The 17178-nt window shown below is 31.9% G+C and carries 16 protein-coding genes; 14 read left to right on the top strand and 2 right to left on the bottom strand.

Going from position 1 to position 17178, the window contains the following annotated elements:
• The first annotated feature begins 209 nt into the window (after positions 1–209).
• Both CELLY_RS15410 and CELLY_RS15405 read left to right on the top strand, forming a co-directional pair.
• Complete coding sequence (locus tag CELLY_RS15410) at positions 210–809, top strand: DUF4272 domain-containing protein (RefSeq protein WP_013622628.1); 600 nt, start codon at positions 210–212, stop codon at positions 807–809.
• Positions 810–946: 137 nt separating this feature from the next.
• Positions 947–2806, top strand: a complete 1860-nt coding sequence (locus tag CELLY_RS15405; RefSeq protein WP_013622627.1) for a PLP-dependent aminotransferase family protein — start codon at positions 947–949, stop codon at positions 2804–2806.
• 562 nt (positions 2807–3368) lie between these two features.
• On the opposite strand, the gene CELLY_RS15400 is transcribed toward CELLY_RS15405, so the two are convergent.
• Positions 3369–4403 carry a flavin-containing monooxygenase gene (locus CELLY_RS15400; protein WP_013622626.1) on the bottom strand — a complete coding sequence of 345 codons (1035 nt, stop codon included), beginning with the start codon at positions 4401–4403 and terminating at the stop codon, positions 3369–3371.
• A gap of 281 nt (positions 4404–4684) precedes the next feature.
• On the opposite strand from CELLY_RS15400, the gene CELLY_RS15395 reads away from it, so the two are divergent.
• The 3 genes from CELLY_RS15395 to CELLY_RS15385 all read left to right on the top strand — a co-directional run bounded on the left by CELLY_RS15395 (position 4685) and on the right by CELLY_RS15385 (position 6477).
• Positions 4685–5494: a hypothetical protein gene (locus tag CELLY_RS15395; protein WP_013622625.1), complete on the top strand. Its 810-nt coding sequence runs from the start codon at positions 4685–4687 to the stop codon at positions 5492–5494.
• Positions 5495–5541: 47 nt separating this feature from the next.
• Positions 5542–5796: a hypothetical protein gene (locus CELLY_RS15390; RefSeq protein ID WP_013622624.1), complete on the top strand. Its 255-nt coding sequence runs from the start codon at positions 5542–5544 to the stop codon at positions 5794–5796.
• A gap of 138 nt (positions 5797–5934) precedes the next feature.
• The gene (locus CELLY_RS15385) at positions 5935–6477 is read left to right on the top strand and encodes a hypothetical protein (RefSeq protein ID WP_013622623.1); all 543 of its coding nucleotides are present in this window, start codon (positions 5935–5937) and stop codon (positions 6475–6477) included.
• Positions 6478–6607: 130 nt separating this feature from the next.
• Here the strand turns inward: CELLY_RS15385 and CELLY_RS15380 are convergent, their stop codons facing one another.
• Positions 6608–7000: a hypothetical protein gene (locus tag CELLY_RS15380; RefSeq protein WP_013622622.1), complete on the bottom strand. Its 393-nt coding sequence runs from the start codon at positions 6998–7000 to the stop codon at positions 6608–6610.
• Between the two features lie 202 nt (positions 7001–7202).
• Here CELLY_RS15380 and CELLY_RS15375 point away from each other — a divergent pair, with 202 nt between their 5' ends.
• The 9 genes from CELLY_RS15375 (at position 7203) to CELLY_RS16785 (ending at position 16632) form a co-directional block, all read left to right on the top strand.
• A complete protein-coding gene (locus CELLY_RS15375) occupies positions 7203–7661 on the top strand; it encodes a hypothetical protein (RefSeq protein ID WP_013622621.1) in 459 nt (152 codons plus the stop codon).
• Between the two features lie 17 nt (positions 7662–7678).
• Positions 7679–7873, top strand: a complete 195-nt coding sequence (locus tag CELLY_RS15370; protein WP_013622620.1) for a hypothetical protein — start codon at positions 7679–7681, stop codon at positions 7871–7873.
• Positions 7874–7904: 31 nt separating this feature from the next.
• A complete protein-coding gene (locus CELLY_RS15365) occupies positions 7905–8270 on the top strand; it encodes an arsenate reductase family protein (RefSeq protein ID WP_013622619.1) in 366 nt (121 codons plus the stop codon).
• 89 nt (positions 8271–8359) lie between these two features.
• Positions 8360–9205: a universal stress protein gene (locus tag CELLY_RS15360; RefSeq protein ID WP_013622618.1), complete on the top strand. Its 846-nt coding sequence runs from the start codon at positions 8360–8362 to the stop codon at positions 9203–9205.
• A 141-nt stretch (positions 9206–9346) separates the two neighbouring features.
• A complete protein-coding gene (locus tag CELLY_RS15355; protein ID WP_013622617.1) occupies positions 9347–10198 on the top strand; it encodes a universal stress protein in 852 nt (283 codons plus the stop codon).
• 380 nt (positions 10199–10578) lie between these two features.
• Positions 10579–12873, top strand: coding sequence for an EcoAI/FtnUII family type I restriction enzme subunit R (gene hsdR / locus CELLY_RS15350; RefSeq protein WP_013622616.1), 2295 nt, complete (start codon positions 10579–10581; stop codon positions 12871–12873).
• An 89-nt stretch (positions 12874–12962) separates the two neighbouring features.
• The gene (locus CELLY_RS15345; protein WP_013622615.1) at positions 12963–13844 is read left to right on the top strand and encodes a hypothetical protein; all 882 of its coding nucleotides are present in this window, start codon (positions 12963–12965) and stop codon (positions 13842–13844) included.
• A 66-nt stretch (positions 13845–13910) separates the two neighbouring features.
• Positions 13911–15410, top strand: a complete 1500-nt coding sequence (locus tag CELLY_RS15340) for a class I SAM-dependent DNA methyltransferase (RefSeq protein WP_013622614.1) — start codon at positions 13911–13913, stop codon at positions 15408–15410.
• A complete protein-coding gene (locus CELLY_RS16785) occupies positions 15403–16632 on the top strand; it encodes a restriction endonuclease subunit S (RefSeq protein WP_013622613.1) in 1230 nt (409 codons plus the stop codon). Before CELLY_RS15340 ends, CELLY_RS16785 begins: the two co-directional genes overlap by 8 nt.
• Positions 16633–17178: the final 546 nt, after the last annotated feature.

Raw genomic sequence — 17178 nt, 5'->3', positions numbered from 1 at the left:
GTTTCTGCTATAGGTTTGGTTGTGAGTCTAATTCTGGGCCTTTTAATAGGTACAGCCTACAGTCACGGTATAGACATTTCTTGGTGGGTTTTTAGTGTTTTGTTTTTTATAATGATAATAATTCCGTGCCTTATTTTAGTTGGGTTAGCGCAACTAAAATTAAAAATAAAAAAACACAAAAATCATAAAAAAAAGATATAAGAATAGTAATGAAAGACAATTTTGATAATAAATATACAGATATGGATAACGAAGAGTTAGAAGAGGATATGCAAGTAAGAACACCAAAAGCAGTAGCAGAACGTATTTTAGGTTTACTAGCAGTTATTGGTAAAGCCCACCAAGGAGAAGATCCAAATTTTAAAGCTTGGATTGCTACTAATGATATAAAAAACTATTTGTCTTTTAAGGAAACAGAATTTATAAATTCTAATGAACCAGAACAAAATGCTATTATTAATTTTAGTTGGCGTGCAGAAGCTTTAACATCGTTATTTTGGGCAGCAAATTTAATTGAAGAAATGCCAGCCTTAAATGCACAGTTTGATGTGTACAGTATTAAACAACTCGCAGAAATAATAGGCAATCCAAAAGAATTTATAACAACTATTACATTAAGACCAGATGAAGATTTAACAGCTATGGAAACAGAGTTATACAATCAACATTGGCGCGTAAGAGATGCACAATTATTTGGTAAAGAAATGCCAGAAGAATTAAATCCTAGTGTTGTGTATGAAAGAAGATACGGACTTAGTTGGATAATTGGTTATGGAGATGATTGGGACAGTGTGCCAACAGATACATAAACAGTATTAAAAAAATACCAAGACAGTAAAAAGTACAAGGCGTTAAATCTATTGTAAAATAGAACAATGCGCCTTGTTTCACTTCATAAAAAAATCTAATTAACGTATCTTGCAGGCTTCTTTTAAAGATGAATCTTATGCAAGACAATAAAACACTAAATTATATAAAAGACGTAGTAGCTAATATGCCAACAGATTGGTTAAATTTAACTACACACCGTCTAGATATTTACAATGAAGAATTGGCTAAAGTTCAGTTTTTAAACGAGCTAGAAGCTTTATATGTAGCAAATAACAGCACTACAGCTGCTTTAAGTGAGCTACACACTGCTTATGACTATATTAGGTTAGGTCATCCTTTATCTTGTGTGTTGGAGTGGGGAATAGCAAAATTACAAGGTTTAGATACACAAAATGTTATAAGTTTTGATTCTAATACTGTTCCTGTTTTATCAATATTACGTAAAAATTTATTTGATAAAAAAGACACTAATATCTACTACAAAAGCAGTTTACCTAGTAATTTTAATGAAGAAGTTATAAAAAGTGTTTACGGATACAACTTCAATCTTAAAAAAATAAGTAGTACAGATGAAATTGAAGCTACTAATGGTAGCACTGTTTTTATTGAAGAGCAGAAAACCATTGGTGCAGTTACATTAAATTCTAACATAGATTTTTACATAAACCTACACGGTAAATTGGGTAGCATTTTAGTTGTAAATACTACAGATAACGCTACAGATAACGCTACAGCATACGTAAAAGACATACAGCATGTACGCAGAAGAGAAACCATTGCAATGACACCTGCAAACTCGCTTTTAGCATTAAATTCACTTACTACAGAAGCGGAGTATACATATAATGAAGAAGACGTAAAGGCAGATAAAGCAAGTGTTTTAGCTTCTATAAAAGATATTACACGTGCAAGTACAAAACCATTGGTTGCCTCTAGCGGATTGTCTATTCAGTATGCAATTTTAATGGGCTTAATTAATGATGCATTAGAAAATTATAAAGGAAAAGCTATAAAAATTGTTGTGCCACCAAATTGTTACGGCGGTACAAATGACCAGGCTAGGAGAGTAGCAGCTTGTTTGCCAAATGTAGCTATTGTAGACTTGCCTGTAGATGGTGATAATGATATGGTACAAAGCATACACACTGTTTTAGATGCTATTGCTACAGAGGATGCAGTGCCATTAATTATTGCAGAAATACCAACAAACCCAAGAGTAGAAGTGCCAGATTTAGTAGCACTAAAAGATGCATTAAGTAAGGAACGTAAAACACCGTCTGGGGCAATGGCTATAGATCCTGTTTTTATTTTAGATCAGACATTTTGTCCAAATGTGCACTTTTTAGGCGAAGATGATATATTGGCTTCGGTTAGAACTATTTCTTTTGCTAGTGGCTCTAAATTTCCTAGTGGAGGAAAATGTACAGCTGGTTACTGTGTTGGTAATAGTAAAGCGGCAGATTTAATGGCTAATATTGAAGCACACTTAACACTTTGTGATAACGAAGCAACAGCCTTACAGTACAGCATATTGGCAGAACAATTGCCAAGTATGAACCAAAGGATTGCAGATGCGTATACAAACACACGAGATTTTGTAAACTTTATACACGCTAACTTACCAGGAGCAAAAATTAACTTTGTATCTCAAGAGTTAGCAGCAGAAGGCTTTACACCATCTGTTTTTTCATTAGATCTACCAACAAAAGGAGACACAGAAGAAGAAAGGGAAACGTATAAACGTGCATTAAACTTAAAGTTGATTAATTTAATGATTACCAAAATACCAAACGAGAGTAAGTTTTGTGTGAGTTACGGACAATTAAAAGGGTGTTATTGGACCATACCAGCAACCTCTACACAAGGAACAACCAAAGAAGGTGATAAAGACTATATAGTACGTGCCTCTTTATCTCCTAATTTAGATTTAGATCTACACAAACAAGTGTTTTTAGAGTTTGTAGCATCAATATAAACCTATTTAAAACTTTATGTATACATCGTAAATTGAGATTTGTCTTAAGGCAATTTCAGTTTACGATTTTGTTTTGTACAGATAACACTCTTTTTAGATAGGATTCTAATTTTAAGTCCGACCTACGAAAGTATTGCGTAAAACTAAAGTTGAGATTTCGTGCAAATAATCCGTTTGTTATGAATTCAAACAGCGTTTGAAGAAGTTAGCGATTATTTAGAAATTGAGACGTATAGTTTAGCAATGTGTTCGTGAGTCTAGATTTTTTGGGATAGCTCACAAGATTTTTATTGTTTTTAAAGGAGTTCGTGAATCTATATTGTGATTTGCCTAGTGGCAATCTCAATCTGCGATTTCGTTTTTTTATCAATGAAAAAAATGAATAAGCTTATTAAAAAGGTAAATGTTACTTTGTAATAAATCCCTAAGTATTAGTACTTGAATAAATAATAGAATTAATTAAAGGTAAATTTCACAATGCTTCTAATTAAAAACGAGCAGTTTAATTTTAAGTCCGACCTAAAAAAAGGAACATAAAAGAATTTCTTCAAAACAAAAAACTTTACCTAATAACACTAGCCAAATAACTAGCGTCTTTTTGCACACCACCTAAAGTAGCAGAACCACGCGTATACATCCACGGTAAGCCAATAAAGTACAAACCTTTAATATTACTAACACCACGTTTGTTTTTAGGGTAATTATCAGCATCTAGCTCCAAACCTTCAATCCAGTTAAAATTAGGACGGTAACCCGTAGCCCAAATGATATTTTTAATGGTAGATACCTTCTTTTTCTCAAAAAATAGCTTTTCATTTAAAGCATCATTAGTTCTACCAACAGCAATAACATTTTTTCTAGCTAAAATTTCTTTTACATTAGTACCAATAACAGGTTGTTTAGCAGCATTAATACGCTTACCAAGCCAACTATATTTGGTAAAGCTTAAAAAACCAGTAACTGTAAACCACCACCAAATGGTTTTACCTAAAAATTGTTGCGGAATAGATTTTACAGTGGTATCACCAGAAAAATAAACAGTTCTAGAACCATCTTTAGAGAGTTCATTTAAAATTTGGTAACCAGAGTCTCCTGCGCCAACAACCAAAGCATCTCCGCTTTGTAATTGTTCTGGTGTTTTGTAATAGTTGCTATGCATTTGTAATATGCTACTAGCAAGTTTTGTATGGCAAGGCGGAGTGTATGGTATATGAAAAGGACCAGTAGCAACAATAACATTTTTAGCGCTAATTTCTCCGTCTTTATGGGTAATAAAAAAACCTTTATTGGTTTTGCGTACAGCAGTAACCAGTGTGTTTAATTGTACAGGAATATCATACTTCTTAACGTAAGCCTTAAAGTAGTCTGCAACTTCAAATTTAGAGGGGTAGTGGTTTTTAGGAGCATCAAATTTTAAACCAGGTAAGTTATTATAAGTGGTAGAGGTAAATAGTTTTAAAGAGTCCCACCTGTTTAGCCAAGAAGCCCCAATTTGGTCTTCGCCATCTACAACTAAGAAGTTCTTATTCATTTTTTTTAAATGATACGCCATAGCTAATCCTGCTTGTGCACCACCAATAACCACATAATCTAACATTAAACTGCGTTGTTTTAATTTGTGCAAAAGTAGAAACATTACTTAGACCAACAAGGAAGTAAGCAGTAAAGCTTTAAACAATTGCTTGCGAACCACTAAGGATATTAAAAAATTAAATTACAACAACCTAAAAATTAAAATATGTATAAAAATACTGCGTTAATTAAAAAGTTGCACGAATATAGTTTTTGTACTTACGCTTATAGGTTAGATATTTTAAACAGTAGACATTAAATGTAATTTTAGCTTATAATATTTTTAAAGATTTAAATAGTAAACATATGGGTTGGGATATAAGTTATCATCCAATTAATGAAAAGCAAATAAAGAGCTGGTATTTTGATGTAATGGATAATCAAAATTTAATAAACACACTTGCAGAAGAGCACAGTCTAGATGATTTTTACAAAGAAAAATATATAGATACTATAAAAGTTGCCTTAGAGACCAATAAAGAAGATAGTTTTGATACCACACACGGCTTTTATGTAGCTGTAATACAAGGTTTCTTTAGTAAGTTTTTTTACACTAGAGGTTCAGCTCTATCTTTTATAGAACAACCATTTTTTAAAAAATACTATAAAAAATGGAATCAAATAATAGATCCTGGTAAATACCCCAACAGTATAAGCAATAGTATAAGTACTAATTATAGTTCTGGTGTTTATATACCAGCTAATATGGTTGTTCAGTTGTTACAGGATTATGATACTAATGTGGACGTTAAAAGTGAGCTCGATAATTTATTTTCTTACAATAGAATTACTGTTTTTTTAAAGGCTCTAAATTATGCTAAAGAACACAATTTAGGACTTTTAGAGGCAACTGAAGTAGTAGAGCCTAACCCTATGGATTTAAATAAATCTGTTTGTTATTCTAATTTGTTTAACTGCGATCCAGAAGGTGCATTGCTCTACCAACAAGCAGCAATGGAACAACTTGCACAAATAGAAAAAAAGGAAGGTTTACCAGAAGGTCATATAGCATCTAAGGCAGAGTATAAGGTTACCAATATAGACCCAAATGATACGACTAAGCCAAAAGAAGAAAAAGTAAAAAAGAGTTTTTTTAAACGATTAATTGGTAAGTAACCAATTGTTAGATTAATTAAAAGTTAAATAACCATATAAATAAAATTATGTTAGAAAGATTACTATTAAAGCATTTAACTAAAAAAGGAAAAATAGGGTATTTTGTAGGTGTAGTGGTATTATTTGCCTTATTGGCAGTTTACCTTTTTGGAATAGCAGATTACAGTATGGACCGTGGGCGTAACCCATTTTTTATAGGTATGATTATTTTAAACCTATCTTGGGCAGGTATTTCTTATGCTTTATGGAAAAAACCTAAAGAAGAAGGTGCAGCTACAAAAGAAGAAGTGTTAGAGAAATAGAATAACAGTACCTCATTGATATTATAAACCTCAAAACAACCTGTTTTTGAGGTTTTTTTATTCTAGAACTAGTAGTAAGTAGTAGACAGTTTTTCTATATTTATGAGCTAAACAACCACAAAAGCATCAATATTACAAATGAGTTTATACGCTCTATACCCAAAACTAAAAATTACCAAACAAGATTATCTGGACTACAATACCTATGTTGTAAAGCATACTAGTGACAAGGTTTCAGAAAGCAATATAGCATCTAGGTTAGACACAATAACCAAAATGTACACCAATAAGCACACGCTATTAAGTGACGCATCTATCTTAAAAATTAATAATAAGGTTAAAAAAGAATTGAAATATGAACAGCGAATTTTTTTATCCTTTGCCTTTGCTGCTATGGTACTGTTATATTTTGGAATTAAATATTTAAAACCAGTTATAGGAGTAAGTGTTTACTATAAAGTTCCTGTAGTTGGTAATAATCCTTTGGAAATTATATTGGTTGTTTTACTATTTTTATGGGCTTGGTGGTACGAGAGAAAAAACTACAAAACAAAGCTGATAACTGGCGTAAAAAACAATATTATTGCCAGTATAGAAGCGCATATTGCTTCACCAGAATACCGTAAGCAAAAACACTTAGCAACTAAAAGCAAAAAAGCAACTAAAAATCGTAAGTGGTAGTTTTTACCAATACAACAATATAATAAAGACCTTGCAGCTCTAGCTTTAAAGGTTTTTTTAGGTATTTAATGTAATAAGTAAGAAAATCAGTGTTAAATTATGGTGATTTTTTAATAGAATTGTAAAGGGTTTAATTATCGTCTATTTCTGCTTGTGTAATATTTGTAAAAGTTGGTAACCCCTCGGTAATGCTACCTGCGCCTTTTTTGTTTATTTTAAAAGTAACGTCTTTGGTAGTTGTAAAAAGTAATACCGAAAAAAATGAAGTTTTTAAGTGCTTTTGTAGTATTGGGAAAGCTTCATCTAAAGTCAATTTTTGCTCTATATCTTCGGTTTCTCTAGATCTGTAACGTAATTTAAGTAATACCATAAAACCATCATTAGAATATACAGGACGTACAAAAATGTTTTTCAAATTAGGTTTACCAATGGTTTTAGCCATTGTAAGCTTAGCAAAACGTTCTTCTTCAACACTTTGTTTTACTTGTTCCCAAAATTCAATAAAAACGTCTGTATACTGCATAAAAGCTCCTCTAATTACAAGTTATTTTTAGGCCATAAAAGTACTACATATATTTTTATTTGTAGCGCATCTACCCATATTTATAAGGTGTTAAAACAATACATTTTTGCAAAAACTTATGTAAATTTTTTAGTTCTGGGTATGATAAATATCATACCTAAAACAATTTTATGCTTTTACTTTTACTAGAAAATAATTTAGTATGAGTAATTTTAGAAACAGACCTGCAGACAATTATATTAACGAAGCCAATTGGCAACAACTGTACCTTTTAACAAAGCATTGGAAATCTGATTTGTTGTTTTATAAAGACGATTTACGGTTTTTACACCGACTAATAAAAAAGTACTTGTTATGGATTTCTAAAAAGGAAAACGTAGACTTGGTAAAAGAAATAGAAATAAGTTTATTAATTGTAGATAAACAATGTACCGGTTTGTTAGAAAAAACCACTAGTCATTTACACCACTTAACAGAGCTTATAGAAAACCCTTTTGCGTACGATTCTCATAAGTTTAGATCAGAACACACAGCTTTAGAAGACAGTTTGGCACATTTTGTAAAAGACTTTAGAAAAAACCGAAAAGAAATTTTTAGTATAACAGAGTATATTATAGATGGTGAGCAATTGGTAAAGCAATTTACCAACCTAGCAGATTAAATAGTAACACATAAGTTATGGAAAGTGCAGACCATATTTTAAAAGAGATTACAGACCTAACTACAGAGATAGAGACCAATTACCCAGAGCTTTATCGTAATTTAAATGAAAACCCAACTACACTTAAAGAAAGTCATAGTTCGCATTTAAACAAAAAGGCACTGCAAGACTATTTAGAGCGTTTAAAACAACTATTAAAGCACCATACTTAAAAAGTAAGCTGCAATATATAAATACAAAAATATGGGAGAAATAGCTACGTCTTATAGGCAAATTACGTTGTATTATAGTTCAGATTCTGTTAGGGCAAAGCAAACCATAGCGTATGCAAAAACAGAAGGTTTTATAGTGCAAGAAGTAGACATTTTAAAAGAAAAACTTACAGGCACACAAATTATAGAGCTTGCAGATAGGTTGCAGATCTCGGTTGCAGACTTGGTAAACCAGCAGCACCCTGAATACAAGAAAAATTTTGAGCCTCATAACTTTTCTACCAACGATTGGATTAAAATGATACAACACAACCCTACTATAATGAAGCAACCCATTGCAGTAAGAGGTGATATTACCATTTTAATAGAAACACCAACAGACATCCTTAAAATTTAGTGCATTTTTAAATGCATTTGTATGATATAAGTCATTTTATACCTGGTGTTTAGCGGTTATATTAGTGTGTAATTAAAAACCACTATGTAATGAAAAAAATAGTTATTCCCACAGATTTTTCAGAAACTGCTATGAATGCCATAATGTATGCCATACATTTATTTAAACATGATATTAGCGAAATAACAATAATACACGCCTTTGCAGATGAAGTGTATAAAAACACAACTACATTAGATAGGGAAGGTTTTGAGGAATATAAAAATGCTTATCAACAAAAAATAGAAACAGCATTACAAAAAGAAGTTGCAGAAATACTAGAAGCATCTCCTAATCCAAAACACAAATACACCTATGTATCTTGCTTTGGCAGCTTGGTAGACGAGGTAAATCAAATTTTAGAACAACAAAATGCAGATTTGGTTGTTATGGGCACTAAAGGCAAAACAAATAGCCGTAACATAACCTTTGGTAGCAACACATTACAAGTTATAAAATATGTAGAGTGTCCGGTTTTGGCAGTACCAGCAGGTTACCACAGAGAGTACCCTAAAAACATACTTTTTCCTACGGACTATATGCTGGCCTATAAACGCAGAGAGTTAAAGTTGCTAAGTACGTTGGCAAAAAACTATAGTGCAACGGTAAACTTCTTGTATGTGTCAGACTTTAAACCATCATCATACAGGCAACTAGACAATAAAATGTTTTTAGATGCCACATTTAAAGACAATAGCTTTAGTCACTTAAATAGCTCTGGTACAGACATAACAGCAAGTATAAATAATACCATAGCAGCACACAAAATAGATATGTTAGTAATGGTAAATCGCAGGCACTCCTACCTAGAAAACATACTTTACAGCTCTACTATAGAAGAAATAGGGTTGCAAATTAAAATACCATTTTTAGTACTACAAAACCTTAGTCGTTAGTAGTTTACAACCAATAATTGTAAAAGTTAGGTTTGTTTTTTTATAGGTTGATGTGTTTTAGTTTTTAAAACACTAAGCACGTTTACATAGCATTTTTAGTACCACGCATTTAAAATTTTAATCAGTTAAAAACCAGTTGTTATGAAAAAAAAGATACTATTACCCACAGATTTTTCTAAAAACTCTACTAATGCAATACACTATGCCGTTCAGCTATATAAAGAAGAGCAATGTGAGTTTTTTATACTACATTCTTGCTATGTACCAGGTTATGCTAAAAGCAATCTTATAAGCGTAGATAATGTAGATCAAACTCTAACGGCAGCAAAAGAAGCAGCAGAAAAAAAGATGGAAGAATTAAAAACTCAACCTCCGTTTACTGTTACAAGCACCAACCATACATTTAAATATCTTATAGAAATTGGCGACCTTACAGACAACCTAAAAAACACTATAAAAAACAATACTATTACATTGGTGGTAATGGGTACAAGAGGAGAAACAGACAGCAAGCACCTAATTTTAGGCAGTAATGCAGTAGTAACTATGGAAAAAGTTAGAGGTTGCCCAGTACTAGCCATTCCGGGGCATATTACATACAAAGCACCATCAGAAATTGTTTTTCCTACCAGTTTTAAAACAACCTATACTAAGGCAGAATTGGCTGTTTTAGTAGAAATTGCAAGCCTAACCAATGCACCAATACGCGTATTGTACATCCAAAAAAACTTAGATTTTAGTACTAAGCAAATAGAAAACAAAGCACTACTAAACACACTGTTAGAGCCCACTACATATACACACCATAAACTATACAACCAAAACCTGCATAATGGTGTACGTTCTTTTGTGCAGAGTAGAGATAGCGGTATGATAGCCTTTGTAAACAAAAAACACAGTTTTTTTGGCAGTATATTCTCTAACCCAATGGTAAAAGACCTGGGTAACAATACAAATGTGCCTATACTAGCATTGCATAATTTAGAACACTAAAGCAACCCTATATAAATTTAGTTGTAAAAGCCCTTTTTGGGCTTTTTTGTTTTGTAACCTTTTTTTCTAAGGTTTTATGTATTTAGGTGCCATTTATAAACAAAACACTACCAGTTATACAATAATGGAGTGTTATTACGTAAAATAAATTTACATTACTAGGTTAAAACTAAGCAACAGTAGTTTTACAATTACAGTTGTTAGTGTAGTAAATAACAGCAGTTAATTGTAATTTTTTTTAGTAGTATTGTTTTACAGGAATACGGAAATGTGTAAAAAAAGCATATTGTTTTTTAGGATATTTACGAGTAAGAATTTATAGTAAATAAGTATATTTAAATTTTAGTTTAACTAGCCCCCGATTTTATTTTTTAAAACCAATGACCAAACATATTTCAGAATCTGACACAAGGGCTAATTTTATAGATCCTAAATTAGTTGATAGTCAATGGGAACCGGTACATATTGTTAGAGAGTATTATTTTACTGATGGTAGAAAATTACTAGGCAATAAAAGAGGTAAACGTTTATTTCTAGATTATTTATTAAAATATAATAATACCAATTTGGCTATTATTGAAGCTAAAAAACTTAGTGATCACCCAACAAAAGGCCTACAACAAGTTTTAGATTATGCAAAGAAGTTAAAAATTAAGTTTGTTTATGCCACTAATGGAGATCAAATTTATGAGTTTAATAGACAAACGGGGAGGGGAGATTATGTAGATAATTTTCCAACACCACAAGATTTATACAATAGGCTTTTTGGAAAAAAGAATGCCTTAAAAGAAAAACTTCATAAAATTCCGTTTTTATTAACGGGTAATTTTGGTCCACGCTACTATCAAGAAATTGCGGTAAACAAGGTAATGGAATCTATTGCTGATGGTGAAGACCGCATCCTTTTAACCCTAGCTACCGGTACAGGAAAAACATTTATTTCATTTCAGATCGTGCATAAACTTTTAACAGCAAAATGGAATCTAGATGGAAACGGCAGAAGACCAAGAGTTTTATTTCTTGCAGATAGAAATGTACTAGCAGACCAAGCTATTAACACTTTTAATCCTTACGAAAAAGATGTTATTAAGATTGATGGAGAAGAAGTACGTAAACGTAATGGAGTTGTACCAACTAATGCCTATATATTCTTTGCAATTTATCAAGCCATTGCAGAACGTGAAGATATTGGTGGTTTTTACAAAGAGTATCCTAGTGACTTTTTCGATTTAATTGTTATTGACGAGTGCCACAGAGGAAGTGCAAATGAAGCAGGATCATGGAGAGAGATTCTAGATCATTTTAAACCTGCCATACATTTGGGTTTAACTGCTACTCCAAAAAGAGATGACAATGTTGATACCTATAAATATTTTGGAAAGCCTATTTATGAGTATTCCCTAAAAGAAGGAATACAAGATGGATTTTTAACGCCCTACAAGGTAAAACGAGTAACTACAAATATTGATGAATATATTCATACAAACGATAGCAAAATCTTGCAAGGAGAAATTACAAAAGATCGATATGAAATCGATGATTTTAACAAAAGTATTACTGTAAAGCAAAGAATTGAATTAGTAGCACAAACCATTTTAAAGCAAATAGGTAAAATGGATAAAACCATTGTTTTTTGTGCCAATCAAGATCATGCGTTAGATTTAAGAGATTACATTAACAAATACAAAACAGTTACAGATATAAATTACTGTGTACGTATTACCAGTGACGAAGGTAAACACGGAAGAGAATTATTAGAAGCTTTTCAAGATAATGATAAAGACATTCCGGTAATACTAACCTCTTCTAAAATGTTGACTACTGGTGTTGATGCTAGAAATGTACGCAATATTGTTTTAACAGCACCTATTGGTTCTATGGTAGAGTTTAAACAAATTATAGGTCGTGGTACACGTGTATTTGATGGTAAAGATTTTTTTACCATCATCGATTTTGTAGGAGCAACCAACTTGTTTTATGATGAAGATTGGGATGGAGAACCTGTAGACCCCACAGGAAAAGGAGGGAGGCCAAAGACAAGACCACCACGAAAAGTAAACGAGCCAGGAGAACCTTATGAGCGTAAAGAAAAATTAATAATTTCTTTAAGCAATGGACGAAAATTAAAAGTAACAGATATAGATACGCGTTATATTGACGAAAACGGAAAACCATTAACAGCTCGTGAGTTTTTAGAGAAACTAATAGGGGAATTACCTTCAATTTATAAAAACGAAGAACATTTACGTAAAATCTGGTCTAACCCGGATACTCGTGGAGATTTACTAAAACAATTAGGCGATTTAGGTTTTGATAATGAACAATTAAATGACTTACGAAATATGATTGCTACACAAGAATGTGATATTTTTGATGTCTTATCTCATATATCTTTCAATTCTAATTTAATAACACGTAAACAACGTGTGAAATTTGTTAAAGATGAACCCGAATTTTTTGAAGTTTACAAAAACCTAGAAGCTCGTGATTTTTTAGAATTTATATTAAAACATTACGAAGATTATGGTATTGAGGAGTTACAACGTGACAAACTAGGCGATTTAGTAAAACTGAAACTGGGTACACCTAAAGATGCCAAAACTGCTTTTGGTGATATGAAAACACTTTTAGGTGCATATTATAAACTACAAGAAAATATTTATAGAGCAGGATAAAATTAAACTGAATTAAGTAAAGATGAATTCTCTTAAAAAGTTAAGAGTTTTCAGTATTTAATATATAAAATAAAAGCAATAAATAATTAATGAAATACGTATCAACGACGGCTTTAGCTAAAGAAAGAGAAATAGATTCTAAAGAATTATTTAATGAATTTAAAAAAAAAGGATGGCTAATTAAAAAAGAAGGCATTTGGACGTTAACAAAAGAAGGAAAAATTGCAGGTGGAAATACAAAATATAACCCCAGATATGGAGATTATGTAGTGTGGCCAATAAATCTTGACATTAATCAAAAAATAAATAAATCAGATAAAATAAACTCTTCAACAATAGGAAAGGAATTTAGTATTTCGGCTCAAAAAATAAATACTATTTTGGCAGAATTAGGTTGGATAGAGAAATCGAATGTTGGAGGTTGGAATGTAACTAAGTTTGGTTCTAAAAATGGAGGAATTGAATTGGAAGCCCAAAATGGATCACCTTATGTAATTTGGGATAAAAGTATATTGAAAAACAGGAGCTTTCTCGATTCTATAAATGTTGCTACAGGAAATAATTACAAAGAAAATAATTTATCTTCTAACGAGAAGTATACAGATGTAGATGAATATAGACAAAAATATTCTGCTGATTACAGAACACAAGATGGTCATAGAGTTAGGAGTAGAGCAGAGGCAATGATTGATGATTATTTATATCGTAACGGGATTGCACACGCTTATGAGCGTAGGCTTCCAGGTATTGATGAAGATGTGCTTTCTGATTTTTATATACTTAAAGGCAATGTTTTTATTGAATTTTGGGGATTGGAAGAGAATGAAAAGTATGCTGCGCGTAAAAAAAAGAAACTTGAGATTTATGCACGTGAGGGGTTTAGTTTAATTGAACTTAACGATAAAGATATACAAAGCATTGATGATATTTTACCTAGAAAATTGAAGAAATATGGAATTAATATTTCTTAATTAAGCAATGTACCTTAATTATCTACAACTTATTAGCTAGCAAAAAGACACAAATTAAAACACTAAATGAGCATACAAAACAACATAGATAGAATTACGGATATCCTTCGTAGAGACGATGGTATTTCTGGTGCTATGCACTACACAGAGCAAATCTCTTGGATTCTGTTTCTTAAGTTCCTAAACGATTACGAAGACAATAAAGCAGACGAAGCCTTTTTAGAAGGTACAGACTATAATTATGTACTACGTAAAGATTTACGTTGGCACCAATGGGCGTGCCCAAAAGATGAAAACGGAAAACTAGATGTTAAACGTGCCAATTCTGGAGACGATTTAATAGAGTATGTAAACAATACCTTGTTTCCGTATTTAAAAGCGTTTAAAAGCACGACTAATGACCCAAAAACATTGACCTATAAAATAGGTGCCATTTTTGAGTATTTAGATAACCGTATTGCAAGCGGACATACTTTACGTGAAGTCTTAGATATTATAGATGCCTTAGATTTCCAGAGTAGTGATGAGTTGTTTGAGCTATCTCAAGTGTACGAAAACTTACTAAAAAGCATGGGTAGTGATGGTGGAAATTCTGGTGAGTTTTACACACCAAGAGCCATTATTAAAGCTATGGTAGAAACTACAGACATTAAAGTAGGCGATACCATTTACGATGGAGCTGTTGGTTCTGGTGGTTTTTTGGTAGAAGCATTCGATTTCTTAACTGCTGGCGATAAAAAAGAAAAACTCTCTGCAAAAGATTGGGAAACCATACAAAACGACACCTTCTTCGGGCAAGAAAAAACCAGTTTGGGTTACGTAATGGGTATGATGAATATGATTCTCCACGGTATAGAAAGTCCAAACGTATATAAAGGTAATACCTTAACCCAAAATATACGCGATTATCAAGAAAAAGACAGACACGATGTTATTTTAGCAAATCCACCTTTTGGCGGGAAAGAGAAAAAGCAAATACAACAAAACTTTCCTGTAGAAAGTAACGCTACCGAAATACTTTTTATGCAGCATTTTATGAAAATGCTAAAGCTAGAAGGTAGGGCAGCAATTGTAGTGCCAGAAGGGGTATTGTTTCAAACCAATAATGCCTTTACCAAAGTAAAACAAACCTTGCTAGAAAACTTTAATGTACATACTATTGTAAGTTTACCATCTGGTGTGTTTTTGCCTTATAGTGGTGTAAAAACCAATATTATATATTTTGATAGAAAAGGTGCAACCAGTGATATTTGGTATTACGACGTAACACCACCTTACAAGCTTACCAAAAATAAGCCGATTGCTTACGAGCATATTAAAGAGTTTGTACACCTATTTCACAACCCAAAAAAACGTAATGCAACCAATGCTAAGACTGGTAACGAGTGCAACGATTGGACAGTAAACGTTACAGACATAAAAGACTTCGACCTGAGCGCCAAAAACCCACACAAAGTAGTTGAAGTAATACACCAAAGCCCAAAAGAGCTATTAACTGCGATTAAGCAAAATGATACCGAAATAAACACATTACTAAACCAAATAGAACAGTTGATTGATGGGTAAGTGGGAAGAAGAAAATTTATCGAATTTATTTGAAATCAAATCAAGTAAGAGAGTGTTAAAATCAGATTGGAAAACTGAAGGGGTTCCTTTTTATAGAGCAAGAGAAGTTGTGAAACTTGCTCAAAATGGTTTTGTAAATAATGAATTATTTATTTCTGAAAAATTGTATGACCAATACACTAAGGATAGAGGCTTTCCAAAAGAGGATGATATCATTATTTCCGCTGTTGGTACTTTAGGTCAATGTTATTTAGTTAAGAAATCGGATAAGTTTTACTTTAAAGATGCCTCTGTTTTATGGTTTGAAAAGAAAAGTGATACTGATTCTAGGTTTATTGAATATGCTTTTAAAACAAGATTAATTAAAAATCAAATCAACAAAAAATCCTCTGGTGCAACTGTCGGAACCTTAACTATTAGTACAGCTCGAAACCTCAAAATCCCATTACCACCATTAGCAGAACAACAACGCATCGTTGCTAAATTAGATGGTTTATTTGCCAAAATAGATAAAGCTATTGGTTTGTTGGAAGACAATATTGCACATACGCAGGCTTTGATGGGGAGTGTTTTGGATGAGGAGTTTGGGAGGTTGGAGAAATATAATAAACCTTTAATGACTTTTTGTAAAAATCCGAAAAAGGATATGGTTGGTGGTCCATTTGGTTCTAATCTTAAAGCATCAGAATATGTCGATAAAGGCTATCCTATAATTAGACTTCAAAACGTTGATAGATTTAATTTTAAAGAGAAAAACATAATGTTTGTAACTGAAGAGAAAGCAGAATTTCTTTCAAGTCATTCTTATATCTCTGGAGATATTGTTATGACAAAACTAGGAGATCCTTTGGGTAAATGTTGTGTTGTGGAAGATGTCCATGGAGTTGATAGAGGAGTAATCTCATCAGATATTATCAGAATTAGAATTGATGAAAGTAAACATTACAAACCTTATGTAGTTGCAGGAATAAATTCAGAATTTTTTATAAAACAATTAAAAAGTAAAACTCAAGGTTCAACTAGACCAAGGGTTACATTAAAGGAAGTAAGAGCAATGCAGTTACCAATGCTCAAAAGAGAGGACCAGGTAATTGCTGCTAAAAGAATAGATGGTATTTTAGAATTACAATCAAAAGTACTGGAAACCCAAAACCAAAAACTAAATCATTTAAAAGCCTTAAAGAGCAGTTTGTTAGATCAAGCTTTTAAGGGAGATTTGTAAAAGTATTATGTAATGATAGAATCTGTAAAGTATGCTACAATTTCAAATATATATGTTAAAGATCTTATCTTTTATGATAAGGGAAAAGAGTAGAGCTTAATAGCGTTTTGTGAAAAGAATGGAATATCTCATTTACCAGGTGCAGACAGAAAAACTATTTATAAATTAAATGAAAATAAATTTACTAAAGTACCTTTAACAGATAACCTTATATGTCATCCTTTTAACCGGCTATTTGATGAAAACACCATAAATAAATTTGAAAATGGTGATCATGATGAAGTTATGTTTGTGATTGAGGAAGATATTATTAAAGGAGTGTACACATTGTAGATTATAATAATGATTTTTTAAATATAGAGTTTTACAAAGCTAGTTACAATATTGAACGCATGTTAAGAGAGTACTTGATTGTTGTAGGAGAAACTAATAATTCATTATTGAATTGGATGCAAGAAAAAGGAAGCACCAACAAATTTTGGTAAAACATATATAATCAATGTATGCCAAGTAATAATGAGAAGTGAGAGCAACTCATAAAAAAGC

This window comes from Cellulophaga lytica DSM 7489, assembly GCF_000190595.1.
Classification (GTDB): Bacteria; Bacteroidota; Bacteroidia; order Flavobacteriales; family Flavobacteriaceae; genus Cellulophaga; species Cellulophaga lytica.
Note: the sequence above shows the minus strand (reverse complement) of the source record. Positions and strands in the feature narration are given on the sequence as shown.

Excerpts from the sequence above, each read along its gene's own strand:
- CELLY_RS15410 (WP_013622628.1), top strand. The coding sequence starts at position 210 with ATGAAAGACAATTTTGATAATAAATATACAGATATGGATAACGAAGAG.
- CELLY_RS15405 (WP_013622627.1), top strand. The coding sequence starts at position 947 with ATGCAAGACAATAAAACACTAAATTATATAAAAGACGTAGTAGCTAAT.
- CELLY_RS15400 (WP_013622626.1), bottom strand. The coding sequence starts at position 4,403 with ATGTTAGATTATGTGGTTATTGGTGGTGCACAAGCAGGATTAGCTATG.
- CELLY_RS15395 (WP_013622625.1), top strand. The coding sequence starts at position 4,685 with ATGGGTTGGGATATAAGTTATCATCCAATTAATGAAAAGCAAATAAAG.
- CELLY_RS15390 (WP_013622624.1), top strand. The coding sequence starts at position 5,542 with ATGTTAGAAAGATTACTATTAAAGCATTTAACTAAAAAAGGAAAAATA.
- CELLY_RS15385 (WP_013622623.1), top strand. The coding sequence starts at position 5,935 with ATGAGTTTATACGCTCTATACCCAAAACTAAAAATTACCAAACAAGAT.
- CELLY_RS15380 (WP_013622622.1), bottom strand. The coding sequence starts at position 7,000 with ATGCAGTATACAGACGTTTTTATTGAATTTTGGGAACAAGTAAAACAA.
- CELLY_RS15375 (WP_013622621.1), top strand. The coding sequence starts at position 7,203 with ATGAGTAATTTTAGAAACAGACCTGCAGACAATTATATTAACGAAGCC.
- CELLY_RS15370 (WP_013622620.1), top strand. The coding sequence starts at position 7,679 with ATGGAAAGTGCAGACCATATTTTAAAAGAGATTACAGACCTAACTACA.
- CELLY_RS15365 (WP_013622619.1), top strand. The coding sequence starts at position 7,905 with ATGGGAGAAATAGCTACGTCTTATAGGCAAATTACGTTGTATTATAGT.
- CELLY_RS15360 (WP_013622618.1), top strand. The coding sequence starts at position 8,360 with ATGAAAAAAATAGTTATTCCCACAGATTTTTCAGAAACTGCTATGAAT.
- CELLY_RS15355 (WP_013622617.1), top strand. The coding sequence starts at position 9,347 with ATGAAAAAAAAGATACTATTACCCACAGATTTTTCTAAAAACTCTACT.
- hsdR (WP_013622616.1), top strand. The coding sequence starts at position 10,579 with ATGACCAAACATATTTCAGAATCTGACACAAGGGCTAATTTTATAGAT.
- CELLY_RS15345 (WP_013622615.1), top strand. The coding sequence starts at position 12,963 with ATGAAATACGTATCAACGACGGCTTTAGCTAAAGAAAGAGAAATAGAT.
- CELLY_RS15340 (WP_013622614.1), top strand. The coding sequence starts at position 13,911 with ATGAGCATACAAAACAACATAGATAGAATTACGGATATCCTTCGTAGA.
- CELLY_RS16785 (WP_013622613.1), top strand. The coding sequence starts at position 15,403 with ATGGGTAAGTGGGAAGAAGAAAATTTATCGAATTTATTTGAAATCAAA.